The 15086-nt window shown below is 74.2% G+C and carries 16 protein-coding genes; 12 read left to right on the top strand and 4 right to left on the bottom strand.

The window, feature by feature from the left end:
• Positions 1-14 precede the first annotated feature (14 nt).
• Complete coding sequence (locus ACL02O_RS15775) at positions 15-626, bottom strand: histidine phosphatase family protein (RefSeq protein WP_412818817.1); 612 nt, start codon at positions 624-626, stop codon at positions 15-17.
• Positions 627-798: 172 nt separating this feature from the next.
• On the opposite strand from ACL02O_RS15775, the gene ACL02O_RS15770 reads away from it, so the two are divergent.
• From ACL02O_RS15770 to ACL02O_RS15755, 4 genes are all read left to right on the top strand, one after another.
• Positions 799-993, top strand: coding sequence for a CsbD family protein (locus tag ACL02O_RS15770; RefSeq protein WP_412818816.1), 195 nt, complete (start codon positions 799-801; stop codon positions 991-993).
• An 81-nt stretch (positions 994-1074) separates the two neighbouring features.
• Positions 1075-1404, top strand: a complete 330-nt coding sequence (locus tag ACL02O_RS15765) for a hypothetical protein (protein WP_412818815.1) — start codon at positions 1075-1077, stop codon at positions 1402-1404.
• The gene (locus ACL02O_RS15760; RefSeq protein WP_412818814.1) at positions 1401-1817 is read left to right on the top strand and encodes a MerR family transcriptional regulator; all 417 of its coding nucleotides are present in this window, start codon (positions 1401-1403) and stop codon (positions 1815-1817) included. Before ACL02O_RS15765 ends, ACL02O_RS15760 begins: the two co-directional genes overlap by 4 nt.
• A gap of 79 nt (positions 1818-1896) precedes the next feature.
• Complete coding sequence (locus tag ACL02O_RS15755) at positions 1897-2232, top strand: YnfA family protein (protein WP_412818813.1); 336 nt, start codon at positions 1897-1899, stop codon at positions 2230-2232.
• A gap of 49 nt (positions 2233-2281) precedes the next feature.
• Here ACL02O_RS15755 and ACL02O_RS15750 read toward each other — a convergent pair whose 3' ends face one another.
• Positions 2282-3688, bottom strand: coding sequence for a KamA family radical SAM protein (locus tag ACL02O_RS15750; protein ID WP_412818812.1), 1407 nt, complete (start codon positions 3686-3688; stop codon positions 2282-2284).
• A gap of 144 nt (positions 3689-3832) precedes the next feature.
• Between ACL02O_RS15750 and kdd the strand changes: the two genes are divergently transcribed.
• From kdd to ACL02O_RS15720, 6 genes are all read left to right on the top strand, one after another.
• Complete coding sequence (gene kdd, locus ACL02O_RS15745; RefSeq protein ID WP_459560885.1) at positions 3833-4894, top strand: L-erythro-3,5-diaminohexanoate dehydrogenase; 1062 nt, start codon at positions 3833-3835, stop codon at positions 4892-4894.
• A gap of 4 nt (positions 4895-4898) precedes the next feature.
• Positions 4899-6464, top strand: coding sequence for an amidohydrolase (locus tag ACL02O_RS15740; protein ID WP_412818811.1), 1566 nt, complete (start codon positions 4899-4901; stop codon positions 6462-6464).
• A gap of 101 nt (positions 6465-6565) precedes the next feature.
• Positions 6566-8128: a lysine 5,6-aminomutase subunit alpha gene (kamD, locus tag ACL02O_RS15735; RefSeq protein ID WP_412818810.1), complete on the top strand. Its 1563-nt coding sequence runs from the start codon at positions 6566-6568 to the stop codon at positions 8126-8128.
• Positions 8125-8886: a lysine 5,6-aminomutase subunit beta gene (gene kamE / locus ACL02O_RS15730; protein WP_412818809.1), complete on the top strand. Its 762-nt coding sequence runs from the start codon at positions 8125-8127 to the stop codon at positions 8884-8886. The genes kamD and kamE overlap by 4 nt, the downstream gene beginning before the upstream one ends.
• Positions 8883-9275, top strand: a complete 393-nt coding sequence (kal, locus tag ACL02O_RS15725; RefSeq protein WP_412818808.1) for a 3-aminobutyryl-CoA ammonia lyase — start codon at positions 8883-8885, stop codon at positions 9273-9275. Before kamE ends, kal begins: the two co-directional genes overlap by 4 nt.
• Positions 9272-10606, top strand: a complete 1335-nt coding sequence (locus ACL02O_RS15720; protein WP_412818807.1) for a glutamate mutase L — start codon at positions 9272-9274, stop codon at positions 10604-10606. The genes kal and ACL02O_RS15720 overlap by 4 nt, the downstream gene beginning before the upstream one ends.
• A gap of 607 nt (positions 10607-11213) precedes the next feature.
• Here ACL02O_RS15720 and ACL02O_RS15715 read toward each other — a convergent pair.
• Positions 11214-11849: a response regulator gene (locus tag ACL02O_RS15715; RefSeq protein WP_412818806.1), complete on the bottom strand. Its 636-nt coding sequence runs from the start codon at positions 11847-11849 to the stop codon at positions 11214-11216.
• The gene (locus ACL02O_RS15710; protein WP_412818805.1) at positions 11846-13060 is read right to left on the bottom strand and encodes a sensor histidine kinase; all 1215 of its coding nucleotides are present in this window, start codon (positions 13058-13060) and stop codon (positions 11846-11848) included. The genes ACL02O_RS15715 and ACL02O_RS15710 overlap by 4 nt, the downstream gene beginning before the upstream one ends.
• A 221-nt stretch (positions 13061-13281) precedes the next feature.
• Between ACL02O_RS15710 and ACL02O_RS15705 the strand changes: the two genes are divergently transcribed.
• Both ACL02O_RS15705 and ACL02O_RS15700 read left to right on the top strand, forming a co-directional pair.
• Positions 13282-14316, top strand: coding sequence for an ABC transporter permease (locus tag ACL02O_RS15705; protein ID WP_412818804.1), 1035 nt, complete (start codon positions 13282-13284; stop codon positions 14314-14316).
• Entirely contained in the window at positions 14313-14996 is a 684-nt protein-coding gene (locus tag ACL02O_RS15700) for an ABC transporter ATP-binding protein (RefSeq protein ID WP_412818803.1), read from the top strand. The genes ACL02O_RS15705 and ACL02O_RS15700 overlap by 4 nt, the downstream gene beginning before the upstream one ends.
• Positions 14997-15086 lie beyond the last annotated feature (90 nt).

Here is a 15086-nt window from a genome sequence, read left to right as displayed (position 1 = left end):
CCGGCCGCCGAGGATCAGTGCCGGGTCGCCCGGTCCGGGCCTGCCGCGGTCGTCTGCGGAACCGGCTGGTTCCACCGCAGGATGACGCTCCGGCGGTGCTCGTGACCGAGCACGCTGACCGTGGCGGTGTCCAGCCGCAGCAGGCCGCCGGCCGACGGCGGCAGTCCGATCCAGCGGGCGCCGAGCACCCGCAGGCTGTGTGCGTGCCCGACCAGGGCGATGCTGCCCCGGTCGAGCAGGGGAGCGATCCGGGCGAGCACCCGGTCGAGGCGTTCGCCGACCTGCGCCGGTGACTCCCCGCCGGGGCAGCCGTCGGTCCAGATGTTCCAGTGCGGGCGGTCCTCGAGGATGTCGGCGGTGGTGCGGCCCTCGTACTCGCCGTAGTCCCACTCGGCCAGGTCCGGGTCGGCGGAGTCGACGGTCAGCCCGGCGAGGTGGGCGGTGTGCAGGGCGCGCTGCCGGGGGCTGGACAGCACCCGGACGAACCGGCGGCCGGCCAGCATCGCCGCCAGGGCGCGGGCCTGCCGCTCGCCGTCGGGGGTGAGCGCCAGGTCGGTGTACGAGGTGTGCCGGCGGCTGGCGCTCCAGGTGGTCTCGCCGTGCCGGATCAGCAGGATTTCTCCCATGTCGTCCAGTTAACCAGCCGCCCGGCCTCAGCGTTCACCTAGTATCCTAGGATGCCCTAGCGGCATTGTGCTCGGTCACCGAAGGCACCGGGGTTTCAGTGGCCACCGGACGGGGACGCGAGGAGAGAGCGGGCCGTTCGGCCCGGCACACCGCGGCAGCGGAGGGAGTCCCATGAGCTTCACCGACAAGGCGAAGAGCAAGGCTCAGGAGCTGAGCGGCCTCGCCAAGGAGCGGATCGGCGACGTCACCGACAACGAACGGTTGCGGGCGGAGGGCGCGAGCGAACAGAGCGCCGCCCGGGCTCGCCAGTCCGGCCAGGACACGAAGCAGGCCGGCCGCGATGTCAAGGACGCCTTCGAGAAGTGACCCGTGGACGGCGGGCCTCCGGACACCGGGGGCCCGCCGTCGCTTGCATCCGGTACCCGGGTACGGGTTTACGGTCGAGGCATGGACGCCGATCAGGAGGGCTGGGTGCCGCAGTCGTGCACCCTGCCGACGGTGGAACGGCCGCTGCGGGTGGCCGAGTTCGACGAGCTGTTCCGGACCGGGCTGCGCCGGCAGCGCCGGGTGTCGCCGACGCGGTTGCGCTGGGAGTTGGCCGTCGGCGCCGAGGCGATGGTCCGTGACCTCACCGCGCGAGAGTCGCGATGCTGTTCCTTCTTCGCGTTCACGGTCACCCCGGTGGCCGGTGCGATCCGGGTGGATGTGGCGGTGCCCGAGGCGTACGTCGGGGTGCTGGACGCGCTCGCGGCGCGGGCCGGGGGTGAGCGGTGGTGAGCGGGTTGCGCAGCGGGGAGGTCGCGGCGGCGGCCGGGGTGAATCCGCAGACGTTGCGCTACTACGAGCGGCGGGGGTTGCTCGCCGAGCCGGCGCGCAGCCCGGGCGGGCACCGGGTCTATCCGGTGGAGGCGGTGACGGTGCTGCGGGCGGTGAAGGCGGCGCAGCGGTTGGGGTTCACGCTGGACGAGGTGGCGGAGCTGCTGGCGGTGCGCCGGCGGCGGGGCGCGCCGGACGTGCGGTCGCGGGCGGTGGCGAAGCTGGCCGAGGTGGAGGCGCGGATCGCGGAGCTGCGGGTGGTGGCGGGCACGTTGCGGGCGGCGGTGGCGGTGGGGTGTGCGGATCTGGTGGAGTGTGCGGCCGCCGAGGGGTGCCCGATACCGTTCGAGGCGGGGTCCGAGGTGACGGGTTGACGGCGGCTTCGGCGGCTCGGGCGGGTGGGCCCGGGTTCAGCGGCGTAGGGGTGGGAGCGCGGGTGGTTGGGGTCGCGGGGTGACCGTGCTGCTGCGCTCGCTGCTGTTGTTCGGGTTGGCTGCGCTGGCGGAGATCGGGGGAGCGTGGCTGGTCTGGCAGGGCTGGCGGGAGCACCGGGGGTTGTGGTGGGTCGCGGCGGGCGTGTTGGCGTTGGCGGCGTACGGGTTTGTGGCGACGTTCCAGCCGGACCCGCACTTCGGCCGGATTCTTGCCGCGTACGGGGGTGTGTTCGTGGCGGGCTCGTTGGCGTGGGGTGTGCTGGTGGACGGGTTCCGGCCGGACCGGTGGGACGTGGCGGGCGCGGCGATCTGCCTGCTGGGGGTAGCCGTGATCATGTACGGGCCGCGGGGTTGACGCGCGTCGCCCCGCGGCCGTGGGGCCGCGGGGCGACGGGTGGTGCGGGTCAGTCGTTGCGGTGGGCTGCCCACCAGGCCTGGCCTGCCTCGGGCAGGGTGTCGATCGGGTCGTAGTAGGCGTAGCGCTTGTTGAGCGCTTCGAGGTCGGCGGACTCGATCGAGGTGCGGTAGTTCTTGGTCCAGTAGGAGATGCCGCGTTCGCGGTCGTACTCGGTGAGCATGTGCACCCAGCGCTTGCCGACGAAGGGGACGTCGCAGACGATGCGCGGGGTGGCGTAGCCGGGCAGGTAGCCCATGATGTCGTGCTGGAGCTGCTGGGCGTGCCAGACGGGGACGCGCCAGTGCTCGGCGTTGGGGATCATGTCGCACATGTAGAAGTAGTACGGCAGGATGCCGGCCTCGCCCTGGAGGCCGAAGCAGAGGTCGAGCAGGTCGGCGCTGGTGGCGTTGACGCCGCGCATGAGCACGCCCTGGTTGCGGACGTCGCGGACGCCGACGTCGAGGGCGGTCTGGGCGGCCTTGGCGACCAGCGGGGTGAGGGACTGCCGGTGGTTGACGTGGGTGTGGATGGCGAGGTTGACGCCGCGGCGGGCGGCGGTGCGGGCGACGCGTTCGAGGCCCTCGACGACGTCGGCCTGGAGCCAGTGCTGGGGCAGGCCCATGAGGGCCTTGGTGGCGAGCCGGATGTCGCGGATGGTTTCGATCTCGAGTAGCCGCATGAGGTAGGACTCGAGGTTCTTCCACGGCACGTTGGCCACGTCGCCGCCGGAGACGACCACGTCGCGGACGCCGGGGTGGGCCTTGAGGTAGGTGATGTGGGCGTCGTAGCGGTCGACGGGCTTGAGGGTGAGCTTGAGCTTGTCGACGGTGGGGGTGGAGTTGCCGACGAGGTCCATGCGGGTGCAGTGGCCGCAGTACTGCGGGCAGGTGGAGAGCAGTTCGGCGAGGACCTTGGTGGGGTAGCGGTGGGTGAGGCCCTCGGCGACCCACATGTCGTGCTCGTGGAGGCTGTCGCGGGTGGCGTACGGGTGCGACGGCCAGTCGGTGCGCCGGTCGGAGGCGACCGGGATCATGTAGCGGCGGATCGGGTCGGCGAGGAGCGCCTCGGTGGTCATGGGCTCGAACGGCACCATGGTGTTGAGCATCTGCGGGGGCACCAGCATGGACATGGTGGCCAGGGCCTTCTGGTCGGCCTCGAGGTCGGCGTAGAAGGTCTCGTCGACGAGGTCGCCGAGGACGGTGCGCAGCTGCTTGATGTTCTTGACGCAGTTGACCCGCTGCCACTGGGCGTTCTCCCACTGCTCGCGGGTGACGTGGCGCCAGCCGGGGAAGCGGGTCCAGTCGGGTTCGACCAGAGGGCTGCGGCGGTATTCGTAGGGCTGTCCGGCGGTGGGGACCGCGACCGGCGCGGAGCGGGGCGCTGGGATGGTCTCCACCGGTTGGGTCTGGGTCACGGCCCCTCCTCGTTGGCGGTGCGGGTTGATCAACGTTTGCGAAGGCTACTGGAAAATATCCGGTGAAGAAATTATTCTGCCGGAAGTTTTCCCGCGATGCGAGTCCTGGTCAGGGGTTCGAGCGGCTGAGCATAGGGGGTCGGCGTGACGTCACCGGTGGGCCTGCACCGCGTTGTGGAACCGGCGGGGGTGCTGCCGCAGGCGGCGTGGCGCCTGGACGCGGACCCGCGGATCGCCTCGAACGAGGTGCGGATCCGGGTGGAGCGGCTGAACCTGGACGCGGCGAGCTTCCGGCAACTGTCGGAGAAGCACGGCGGGGACGGGGAGAAGGTCCGCGCCGAGGTGCTGGAGATCATCTCTGCCCGGGGGAAGATGCAGAACCCGGTGACCGGCTCCGGCGGCATGTTGATCGGCACCGTCGAGGAGGCGGGCAGGCGCTCGCCGCTGGGGCTGCGGCCGGGCGACCGGGTCGCGACGCTGGTCTCGCTGACCCTGACGCCGCTGATGATCCTGGACGGCCTGGCGCGCTGGGACGGGCGCAGCGAGCAGGTGCCCTGCGACGGGTACGCGATCCTGTTCGCCCGTTCGATCGCGGCGGTGCTCCCGGCGGACCTGCACCCGGAACTGTCCCTGGCCGTGCTGGACGTGTGCGGAGCGCCGGCGTTGACCGCGCGGGTGGTCGCCGAGCAGGTGGCGCGGCGCCGGCGGGAGGGTGACCCGCGGCCGGTGACCGTGGCGGTGATCGGCGGGGCCGGCAAGAGCGGGTCGCTGTCGCTGGCCGCGGCGCGGCGGGCGGGTGCGGGCCGCACGGTCGGGGTGGTGCCGGTGGCCGGGGAGCGGGCCGCCCTCGACGCGGCCGGGTTGGCCGACGTGGTCGCGTTGGCCGACGCCCGGGACCCGGTGGGCCTGTCGACGGCGGTGACCACCGCGCTGGGCGCGCCCGCCGACGTGACGGTGGTGTGCGTGGACGTGCCGGGCTGCGAGCACGGGGCGGTGCTGGCCACCGAGGACGGCGGCACGGTGATCTTTTTCTCGATGGCGACGAGCTTCGCGGCGGCGGCGCTGGGCGCGGAGGGTCTGGCGGCGGACGTGACGATGCTGGTCGGCAACGGGTACGTGCCGGGTCACGCGGAGTTGGCGCTGGAGCTGCTGCGCGCCGAGCCGGGGGTGCGTCGTCTGTTCGAGGCGCGGTTGGCGGCAGACTGACACCATGACGAACCCCTCGACCTTGTACCGCGGCGGAGTGCTGCACTGTCCGGCCGACCCGCGCGCGACGGCGCTGCTGGTGCGCGACGGCCGGATCGCGTGGCTGGGCGCCGACGCCGACGCGCCGGCCGCCGACCGGGTGGTGGTGCTGGACGGGGCGCTGGTGACGCCGGCGTTCGTGGACGCCCACGTGCACGCCACGGACACCGGGTTGGCGCTGTCGGGGCTGGATCTGTCGGGTACCTACTCGGCGGGTTCGGTGTGCGAGGCGGTGGCGGCGTTCGCGGCGACACTGCCCGCCGACGCCGTGGTGCTCGGACACGGGTGGGACGAGTCCACCTGGTCGGATCGGACGCTGCCGGACGCGACCGCGTTGGACCAGGCGGCCGGGGGCCGGAAGGTGTATCTGTCGCAGGCGTCGATCCACTCGGCGCTGGTGTCGGCGGCGTTGCTGGCGGCCTGCCCGGACGTGACGGCCGCGGCCGGCTACGACGCGTCCGGGTGGCTGCGTCGCGACGCCCACCATGTGGTGCGGGCGGCGGCGCAGGGCTCGGTGACCCGGGCGCAGCGGATCGCCGCGCAGCGGGTGGCCCTGCGGCACGCGGCGTCGCTGGGGATCGCCGCGGTGCACGAGTGCGGTGGCCCGGAGATCTCCGACGAGGAGGACTTCACCGGGCTGCTGGCGATCTCCGGGGCCGGGGTGCCCGAGGTGTACGGGTACTGGGGGGAGCTGCTGGGCGCGGCGCGGGCCCGGGAGTTGGGCGCGGTCGGGGCCGGTGGTGACCTGTTCGCCGACGGGGCGCTCGGGTCGCGGACGGCGCACGTGTCGGCGGCGTACCTGGACGGGGAGCCGGGGGGCTGCGGGCACGGGTACGTCACCGCCGAGCAGGTGCGTGACCATCTGCTGGACTGTGCGGCGCACGGGTTGCAGGGCGGGTTCCACGCCATCGGGGACGCGGCGATCGCCACGGTCCTCGACGGGTTCGCGGGGGCGGCGGAGAAGCTGGGCGTGGATCGGCTGCGGGCGGCCAGGCACCGGGTCGAGCACGCGGAGATCATGAGCAAGCGGCTGATCGCCGGGTTCGTCGAGTACGGCATCGTCGCGTCGATGCAGCCGGCGTTCGACCGGCTGTGGGGCGGCGCGGGCCGGATGTACGAGTCGAGGTTGGGGCTGTCCCGGTCGCTGGAGTCCAACCCGATGGGTGCCATGCATTCGGTCGGGGTGGCGCTGGCCTTCGGGTCGGACTCGCCGGTGACGCCGCTGGACCCGTGGGGTTCGGTGCGGGCGGCGGCGGCGCACCACAACCCGGCGCAGCGGATGAGTGTGCGGGCGGCGTTCGCCGCGCACAGCCGCGGCGGCTGGCGGGCGGTGCACCTGGACAACGAGGGTGTGCTCGCGTTGGGCGCGCCGGCCACGTTCGCGGTGTGGTCCACCCCGGCGGGGGTGGAGCGGGGCCTGCCGGTGTTGCAGGCCGAGGACCCGGAGGCGCGCGGCGCGCAGGATCCGACGCCGCTGCCGGTGTGCCGGGCGACGGTGCTGCGCGGTGACGTGATCTACCAGGAGCAGTGACGTGAGCTATCAGGAAGGGCGTGCGTGAGCGAGCTTGCGAGCGAATCATCGACACAGCACCGGCGCCGGCACGGCGTCGCCGAGCGCGGCGGGGTGACGGCGTGACAGGCAAGCTTGGGCTGGATCCGGCGCTGGTGGCGCGGGCGCGGGAGTTGGCGCGCCGTGCCGGGCAGCCGGTGGTGGATCTGGCGCGCAGCCACACCACCGTGTCGGTGGAGCGGGCGGTGCTGCGGCTGGCCGGGGTGAGCGGCGCGGACCCGGACGGCATCCCATGGGTGAACCGGCTGGTCGACGCCGTCGTCGGTGACGTCGGGCTGGGGCACGGGGTGGCGGTGCCGGTGTTCGACGCCCTGGCCCGCGAGGGCATCAGCGACGTGACGCTGCTGGCGCAGAAGGCCGCCGCCGGGTCGGTGCGGTTCGACCAGCCCACCGGCAGGGCGGCCACTGCCGCGCGTAGGGCCGCCCGCAAGTCGGTCGCCGCCGGGGTGCGGCAGATCGACCGGCGCCGCGCCGAGCGGGACCGGCTCGTCAAGCGGTACGGGGACCCGAAGCAGCGGCCGTGGATCTACCTGATCGTGGCCACCGGCGACATCTACGAGGACATCCCGCAGGCGCAGGCCGCCGCCCGGGCCGGCGCGGACATCATCGCCGTGATCCGTTCCACCGGGCAGTCGCTGCTGGACTACGTGCCCGAGGGCGCCACCCGGGAGGGTTTCGCCGGCACGTACGCCACGCAGGAGAACTTCCGGCTGATGCGGGCCGCGCTGGACGAGTCGTCCAAGGAGCTGGGCCGGTACGTGCGGCTGACGAACTACGCGTCGGGCCTGTGCATGCCGGAGATGGCCACCCTGGCCGGCCTGGAACGGCTGGACATGATGCTCAACGACTCGATGTACGGGATCCTGTTCCGCGACATCAACCCGATCCGCACCTTCGTCGACCAGCGGTTCTCCCGGCAGGTGCACGCCCGCGCCGGGATCATCATCAACACCGGTGAGGACAACTACCTCACCACCGCCGACGCTGTTGACGAGGCGCACACGGTGACCGTGTCGCAGCTGCTCAACGAGTACTTCGCGCACGAGGCCGGGCTGGCCGACCCGCTGTTGGGCCTCGGGCACGCGTTCGAGATCAACCCGGACCTGCCGGAGTCGTTCCGGCTGGAGCTGGCGCACGCGCTGCTGGCCCGGGAGTTGTTCCCCGACGCGCCGCTGAAGTGGATGCCGCCGACCAAGCACATGACCGGTGACGTGTTCCGCGGCAACCTGCTCGACGGGTTCTTCAACCTGGTCGGCACCATGACCGGGCAGGGCATCCTGCTGGTCGGCATGATGACCGAGGCCGTGGTGACGCCGTGGCTGTCGGACCGCGACATCGCCCTGCAGAATGTGCGGTACGTGCTGGGCGCCGCCGGTGGGCTGCACGAGGACTTCGTGCCCGCCCCGGGGGGGTTCATCCAGCAGCGCGCTCACCGGGTGCTGGCCGAGGCCGTGGAGCTGCTCGAGCGCATCGGTGAGCAGTCCCTGCTCACCGCGATCGCCGAGGGCACCTTCGGGATCATGAAGCGGCCCGCGGACCGGGGCAAGGGCCTCGACGGCGTCGCGAAGCACGAAGGCGACTACTACAACCCGGCCACCGAGATCCTGGAAGGGGAGCGCGCGTGAGCGCGGCGGCGAAGAAGAAGATCGTCCGGCCGTACGGGGACACCACCGGCGACGGCATGGTGCAGGTGTCGTTCACCCTGCCCGTGCCGCACGACAAGCGGGCCGAGGGCGCCGCGGTCCAGTTGGCCAACAAGATGGGCATCGACCCGGCGATGCTGGTGCACGCCAAGCAGATGGGCGACGGGTTCACCTTCTTCGTCGTCTACGGGCGCGTCAACCACCTGGTGGACCTGTCCCAGGTGCAGGTCGTGGAGCGGGACTTCCCGCTGCTGTCGGCCAAGGAGGTCAACACGGTGGTGAAGCAGAAGCTGCGCCGCAAGCTGTCGGTGGTGGGCGCGTGCATCGGCACCGACGCGCACACCGTCGGCATCGACGCGATCCTCAACGTCAAGGGCATCGCCGGGGAGAAGGGCCTGGAGTACTACCGGGAGCTGAAGGTCACCAACCTGGGCGCGCAGGTCAGCGTCCCCGAGCTGGTGGAGGCCGCCCGGCAGGAGAAGGCGGACGCGGTGCTGGTGTCGCAGGTCGTCACCCAACGCGACGCGCACCTGCACAACACCCGCGAGATGTCCGCCGCGTTCCGGGAGGCCATGCCCGCCGGGAAGCGGCCCCTGCTGATCGTCGGCGGCCCCCGCTTCGACGAGACGATGACCGGGGAGCTGGGCGTCGACCGGATCTTCGGCCGCGGCACCACCCCCGGCGAGGTCGCCAGCTACCTGGTCCACGCCCTGATCACGAACAAGAAGGCGAGAGCATGAGCGACTCCCGGGTCGGCCTGACCGTCACCCACCGCCGGTACGTGCCGTACTCCCACGCCCACTACGCGGGCAACCTGGTCGACGGGGCGTACGCGCTGGGCCTGTTCGGGGACGTCGCCACCGAGGTGTGCATCCGCACCGACGGCGACGAGGGGCTGTTCGCCTCCTACTCCGACGTGCAGTTCACGGCGCCGATGAAGGCCGGGGACGTGCTCGAGGTCGTGGCCACCGTCACCCGGGTCGGCACCCGCAGCCGCACCATCGACTTCGCGGCGCGGGTGGTGTGCCGGGGCCGCCCCGACCGCGGCGAGTCGGCCGCCGAGGTCCTCGCCGAGCCGATCGTCGCGGTCACCGCGACCGGCACGGTCGTGGTACCCCCGGCGGCGTGAACGTCGCCGTCTGCGCCGACGTCGGGTCGACGTACACCAAGGCGGCGGTGGTCGACCTCGACGACGGCCGGCTGGTCGCGGCGGCGTCCGCGCCGACCACCGTCGGCACCGACGTGCTGCACGGCCTGGACGCCGCCGTCGACGCGGCCGCCGCCGGGCTCGGCGGCGGTGACCTGCCCTGGTACGTCTGCTCGTCGGCCGGCGGTGGCCTGCGGCTGGCCGTCATCGGCTACGAGCCGCTGGTGACCGCGCAGGCCGGCCGGCGGGTCGGCCTGTCCGCCGGGGCCAACGTGGTGCACGTCGCCGCCGGGCGGCTCGGCGCGGCCGACCTGGGCGCGTTGCGCGCCGCCCGCCCCGACGTGGTGCTGCTCGTGGGCGGCACCGACGGCGGCGACGCGGACACGCTCACCCACAACGCCACCCGGTTGGCGAGGGCCCGCTGGCGGGTGCCGGTGGTGCTGGCCGGCAACGCCGACGCCCGCGAGGACCTGCGCACCGTGCTGGCCGCCGCGAAGGTGCCGGTCACCGCCGCCGACAATGTGCTGCCCCGCATCGGGGTGCTCGCCCCGGCCTCCGCCCGCGCCGCGATCCGCGAGGTGTTCCTGCGGCACGTCATCGGCGGCAAGAAACTGTCCCGTGGCAGCCGGTTCACCCGCCTGGTCCGCGCCGCCACCCCCGACGCGGTGCTCACCGGCGTGGAGGTCCTCGCCGACGCCCTCGGCGGCGACCTCGCCGTCGTCGACGTCGGCGGCGCCACCACGGACGTGTACTCGGTGCTCACCCCCGACGAACGCGGCAGCGGCCCCAGCCAGGAGGTCGCCGGCACCCTGTGGCGGGCCCGCACCGTCGAAGGGGACCTGGGCATGCGGTGGAGCGCCCCCGGCGTCGTGCGCGCCGCCGCCGAGGAGCGCCTCCTCGCCCCGGGGGAGCAGGACCGGTTGGCCGCCGCCGCGGCGGTGCGCGCCGCCGACCCCGGCTTCCTGCCCGCCGACGACGCCGACCGGGCCGCCGACCGGCGCATCGCCGCGCTCGCCGCGACCGTGGCGCTGCGCCGGCACGCCCGCGGCGCGGCCACCGGGGAACGCGCCGGACGGGACCTGCGCGACGTGAAACTGGTGGTCGGCTCCGGCGGTGTGCTGCGCCACGCCGATCCCGCCGACGCGGCCGCCGTCCTCGACGCGGTGCTCACCGATCACGCGGGCGGGTGGCCGCTGCCCCGCGCCGCCCGCCCGGTCGTCGACGTCGACTACGTCCTCGCCGCCGCCGGGCTGCTCGCCGCCGAGCATCCGCAGGCGGCGGCCACGCTGCTGCGCCGGCACCTGGATCGGTGAGGTGTCGCCGTCCGCGCACGCATCGAGACGCGCCGACGCGACACGCCGTGGCGCAACACACGACAGGCCGGGGCGGGTTGACAGCGGCGGGGGTCGACGCCGTACCGTCTTTGAGTCCTACCACGGGAAGCGGCTGTTGTTCGCTTCGTCCCTTCGTCCGCTGGCCGAGCGACCCGATGCGGTTGCGGCGGCCAGGTCCAGCGGGCGGGGGTCGGCGGGGCGGCGCGAACCGGCCGCGGTTACCGGTGTACGGGCAGGGTGAAAGGCACGGCCAGTAGACAACGGCCAGGCGGGGGCAGCCAGTCCGCGTCCGGTCGGTCCGAAGGTCGCCGCCGCTCGCCCTCGCCCCACCGGCCGGGGAGGGCCTGGGAGCATCGGGGCGCGGCTTACGCCGCGCCCCGATTTCCGTCTCCAGCCCGCCGATCAGCCGGTGATGATCTTGTAGACGGCGGCCGGCGCCGGGCCGATCCGGCCCTCGAACGGGCGCGCTGACATCCGGCTCGAACCGGAACAGCTGACCTCCGACGGCTGCTCCGGCTCGCCCCGGCCGGCAGGGCGAACCGGACGCCGAGCAGGTGTGGCCCGGGGGGCAGGGGAGCTGCGGGGGTCAGCGGCGGATCAGTCCGAGGTCGGTGGCGGCGGCGACCGCCGCCGTCCGCGAGTCGACGCCCAGCTTGGTGTAGATCCGCGCCAGGTGCGACTTGACCGTCCCCTCGGTCAGGTGCAGCCGCTGGCCGACGGCCCGGTTGGACAGTCCCTCGGCGACCAGCACCAGCACGTCGGTCTCGCGTCGGGTCAGTGTCGTGGCGGGACTGCGCAGCCGGTGCAGCAGCCGGTCGGCGACCGACGGCGCCAGCGCGGTACGCCCGGCCGCCGCCGTACGCACCGCCGCCGCCAGTTCCTCCGGCGGCGCGTCCTTGAGCAGGTAGCCCGTGGCTCCGGCCTCGATCGCCGGCAGGGTGTCGGCGTCGGAGTCGTAGGTGGTCACCACCACCACTCGGGGCGCACCCGGGCGGGCCGTGATCGCGGCGGTGGCCTCCGCGCCGGTCATCCCCCGACCGAACCGCAGGTCCATCAGCACGACGTCGACGTCACCCTCGGCGGCCCGGGTGACGGCCTCCTCCGCGGTGGCGGCCTCGGCCACCACCAGCAGCCCCGGTTCGGTCTCCAGCACCGCCCGCAGCCCGGCCCGCACCACCGGATGGTCGTCGGCCAGCAGCAGCCGGATCTGCGCACCCGTCACCGTGACCCCCCGGCCGCGCGGAAGGCCACCGGGAGCCGGGCGCTCACGGCCGTGCCCCGGCCCGCCGCGGACCGGACCTCAAGAGTGCCGCCGAGGGCCTGTACGCGGGCCCGCATGGCCGCCAGCCCGAACCCGCCGCCACCCGGGGCGCCGGCCGGGGAGCTGCCCGGGTCGAAGCCGACCCCGTCGTCGACCACGTCCACGGCCACCTGGTCGCCGAGGTATCCGAGCCGCACCTGCGCGGCGGTGGCGCGCGCGTGGCGGACCGTGTTGCCCAGGGCCGACTGGGCGACCCGCAGCAGGGCGACCTCCTGCGCGGTCGCCAGCGGCACCGGGTCACCGGCCAGGTGGAAGCCGGCGGCGAGCCGGTGCCGGGCGGACGTGGTGGCGCACAGCCGCTGCAACGCGTCCGGCAGCGTCGTGCCCTCCAGCGCCGGCGGGGCGAGCGCGGCGACGAACCGGCGGGCCTCGGCCAGGTTGTCCACGGCCGCCTGGCGGGCCTGCGCCACGTGCCGGGCGGCGGTGTCGGCGGCGTCGGGCAGGGCCCGCTCGGCGGCGCGCAGCAGCAACTGGATACTGGACAGGCCCTGGGCGATGGTGTCGTGGATCTCCCGCGCCAGGCGTTCCCGTTCGGCCAGCACCCCGGCGGTGTGCTCGGCTGCGGCGAGTTCCGCGCGGGCCGCGGTGAGCTGGTCGATCAGCCGCCGCCGCTGCTCGCTCTCCCGGTACAGGGCCTGGTAACCCCACACCACCGCGACCGCCACCACGGCGCCGAGGGTCGGACCGACCGCCACCGCGAGGGTGAACTCGCCCCGGTGGGCGGTGAACGCGACGATCGCCGCGAGCATGGTGGCCGTCACGGCGACCAGGCCGGCGCGGCGGGGCAGCAGGTGCAGTTGCAGGAAGTACAGCGGGAAGGCCAGCCACACCCCGTCGGCGGACAGGACCAGCAGCACCAGCCACAGCGCGCCGAGCACGGCCAGCCAGCCCGCCGCGACCCGCCGCGGGGACCGGGCGCGGGGCAGCAGCCCACCGGCCGCGTACGCCAGCCCCAGCGCCACCGCCGCGACCACGACGGCGGCGGCGTGCGACGCGGCGCCGGCCACCGCCCGGCCGGCGGCCAGGACGAGCAGGCCGGCGACCAGCAGGTGCAGGCACCAGGCCAGCGCCCGGGAGCCCGGCGTGACGGTGGTGGTGGCGGCCGTGTTCACAGTTCTTCCAGCCTAGGCGCCGGTCCCCGTCCCGCCCTCTGCCAAAAGATGGAAACCGCCCACCCACCGACGGCCCGCGAAGTGCCCTCCTGCGCCAGATGCCCACCACCACCTCCGGCGGCGACCGTGGAGGGGCAACGCATCCGCCGTCGAGAGGGCAGGGACCCGTCGTGTACGTGGCATGGAGAGACCTGAGGTTCGCCCGAGGGCGGTTCGCCCTCATGGGCGCCGTCGTCGCCCTGATCAGCCTGCTGGTCGGGTTGCTGTCCGGCCTCACCGCGGGCCTGGGCCGGGACAATGTCTCCGCCGTCAGCGACCTGCCGGCCGACCGGATCGCCTTCGCCGCGCCGGCCCACGGGCAGGACCTGTCGTACGCCGACTCCACCGTCACCGAGGTCCAGTGGCGGCGCTGGGCCGCGACTCCCGGCGTCACCAGCGCCGAACCGCTGGGCATCACCACCACCCGGGCCGCCGCCGGGGACGGCGGCGTCGCGGTGACCGCGTTCGGCGTGCGCGCCGGCTCGCCGCTGGCCCCCGACGGCGGGCGGATCGACGCCCGGTCGGCCGTGCTGTCCGTACCGGCCGCCGACGACCTGCACGTGCGGGCCGGCGACCCGGTCACCCTCGGCGGGCGGACGCTGACCGTCGCCGCCGTCGCCGGGCACGCCTCCTACAGCCACACCCCGGTGATCTGGGTCAGCCTCGACACCTGGCGCGCCGCCGCGCCCCCCACCGGGGTGGCCGGCCCCACCGCCACCGTCATCGCCCTGTCCACCACCTCGACCGTCGACGTGTCCGCCGGTGACGCCGCCGCGGGCACGACGACGGTGCGCACCGGCGACTCGCTCGCCGCGATCGGCTCGTACGCGGCGGAGAACGGCTCGCTGCAACTGATGCGCGGCTTCCTGTTCGCCATCGCCGCGCTGGTCATCGGCGCGTTCTTCAGCGTGTGGACCATCCAGCGCAGCGGCGACGTGGCCGTGCTCAAGGCCCTGGGCGCCGCCACCGCCAACCTGCTGCGCGACGCGCTCGGCCAGGCCGCCGTCCTGCTGACCGGTGGCACCCTGGTCGGCGCCGCCGCGGCGGCCGGCCTCGGCGCCCTCGTCGCCGGCTCCGCCGTGCCGTTCCGGCTCACCCCGGCCACCGTGGCCGTCCCCGCCGCCGTGATCATCGTCCTCGGCGTGCTCGGGGCCGCCCTGTCCATCCGCCGGATCACCTCCGTCGACCCGCTGACCGCCCTGGGGAGCGCCCGATGAGCCTGACGTTGACCGACATCACCCTCACCTACCCCGACGGCGGCGGCCGCCTCACCGCCCTCGACCGGATCACCCTGGACGCCCCCGCGGGCACGCTCACCGCGGTCGTCGGCCCCTCCGGCTCCGGCAAGTCCAGCCTCCTGGCCGTCGCCGCCACGCTGATCACCGCCGACTCCGGCACCGTCACCGTCGCCGGTACCCCGACCACCGGCCTGACCCGCGCCGACCTGGCCGACCTGCGCCGGCACCGGATCGGCATCGTGTTTCAGCAGCCGAACCTGCTGTCCGCCCTCACCGCCGTCGAGCAGCTCCAGGTCATGGCCCACCTCGACGGCCGTTCACCGGCCCGGGCCCGCCCGCGGGCCATGGCGCTGCTCGACGCCGTCGGCCTCGCCGACCAGGCCGGCCGACGGCCCCACCAGCTCTCCGGCGGCCAGCGCCAACGGGTCAACATCGCCCGTGCCCTGATGAACGACCCCACCGTGCTGCTGGTCGACGAACCCACCAGCGCCCTCGACCACGACCGTGGCGCCGCCGTCATCGACCTGATCACCGGCCTCACCCACCAGCGGGGCACCGCCACCGTCCTGGTCACCCACGACCGCACCCACCTGAGCGCCGTCGACCGGATCGCCGAGGTCCACGACGGCCGGCTGCACGTCCCCGCGCCGGCCCGCTGACCGGGCGCCGGAACCGGACGGAACGGCGGCCCGCGTCACCGCCGTCCGGTCGCGGCGCGGCCGCCGCAGCCGGAACCCGGCCGGGCCGGG

This window comes from Micromonospora mangrovicola (genome assembly GCF_047200535.1).
Taxonomy (GTDB): Bacteria; Actinomycetota; Actinomycetes; order Mycobacteriales; family Micromonosporaceae; genus Micromonospora.
Note: the sequence above shows the minus strand (reverse complement) of the source record. Positions and strands in the feature narration are given on the sequence as shown.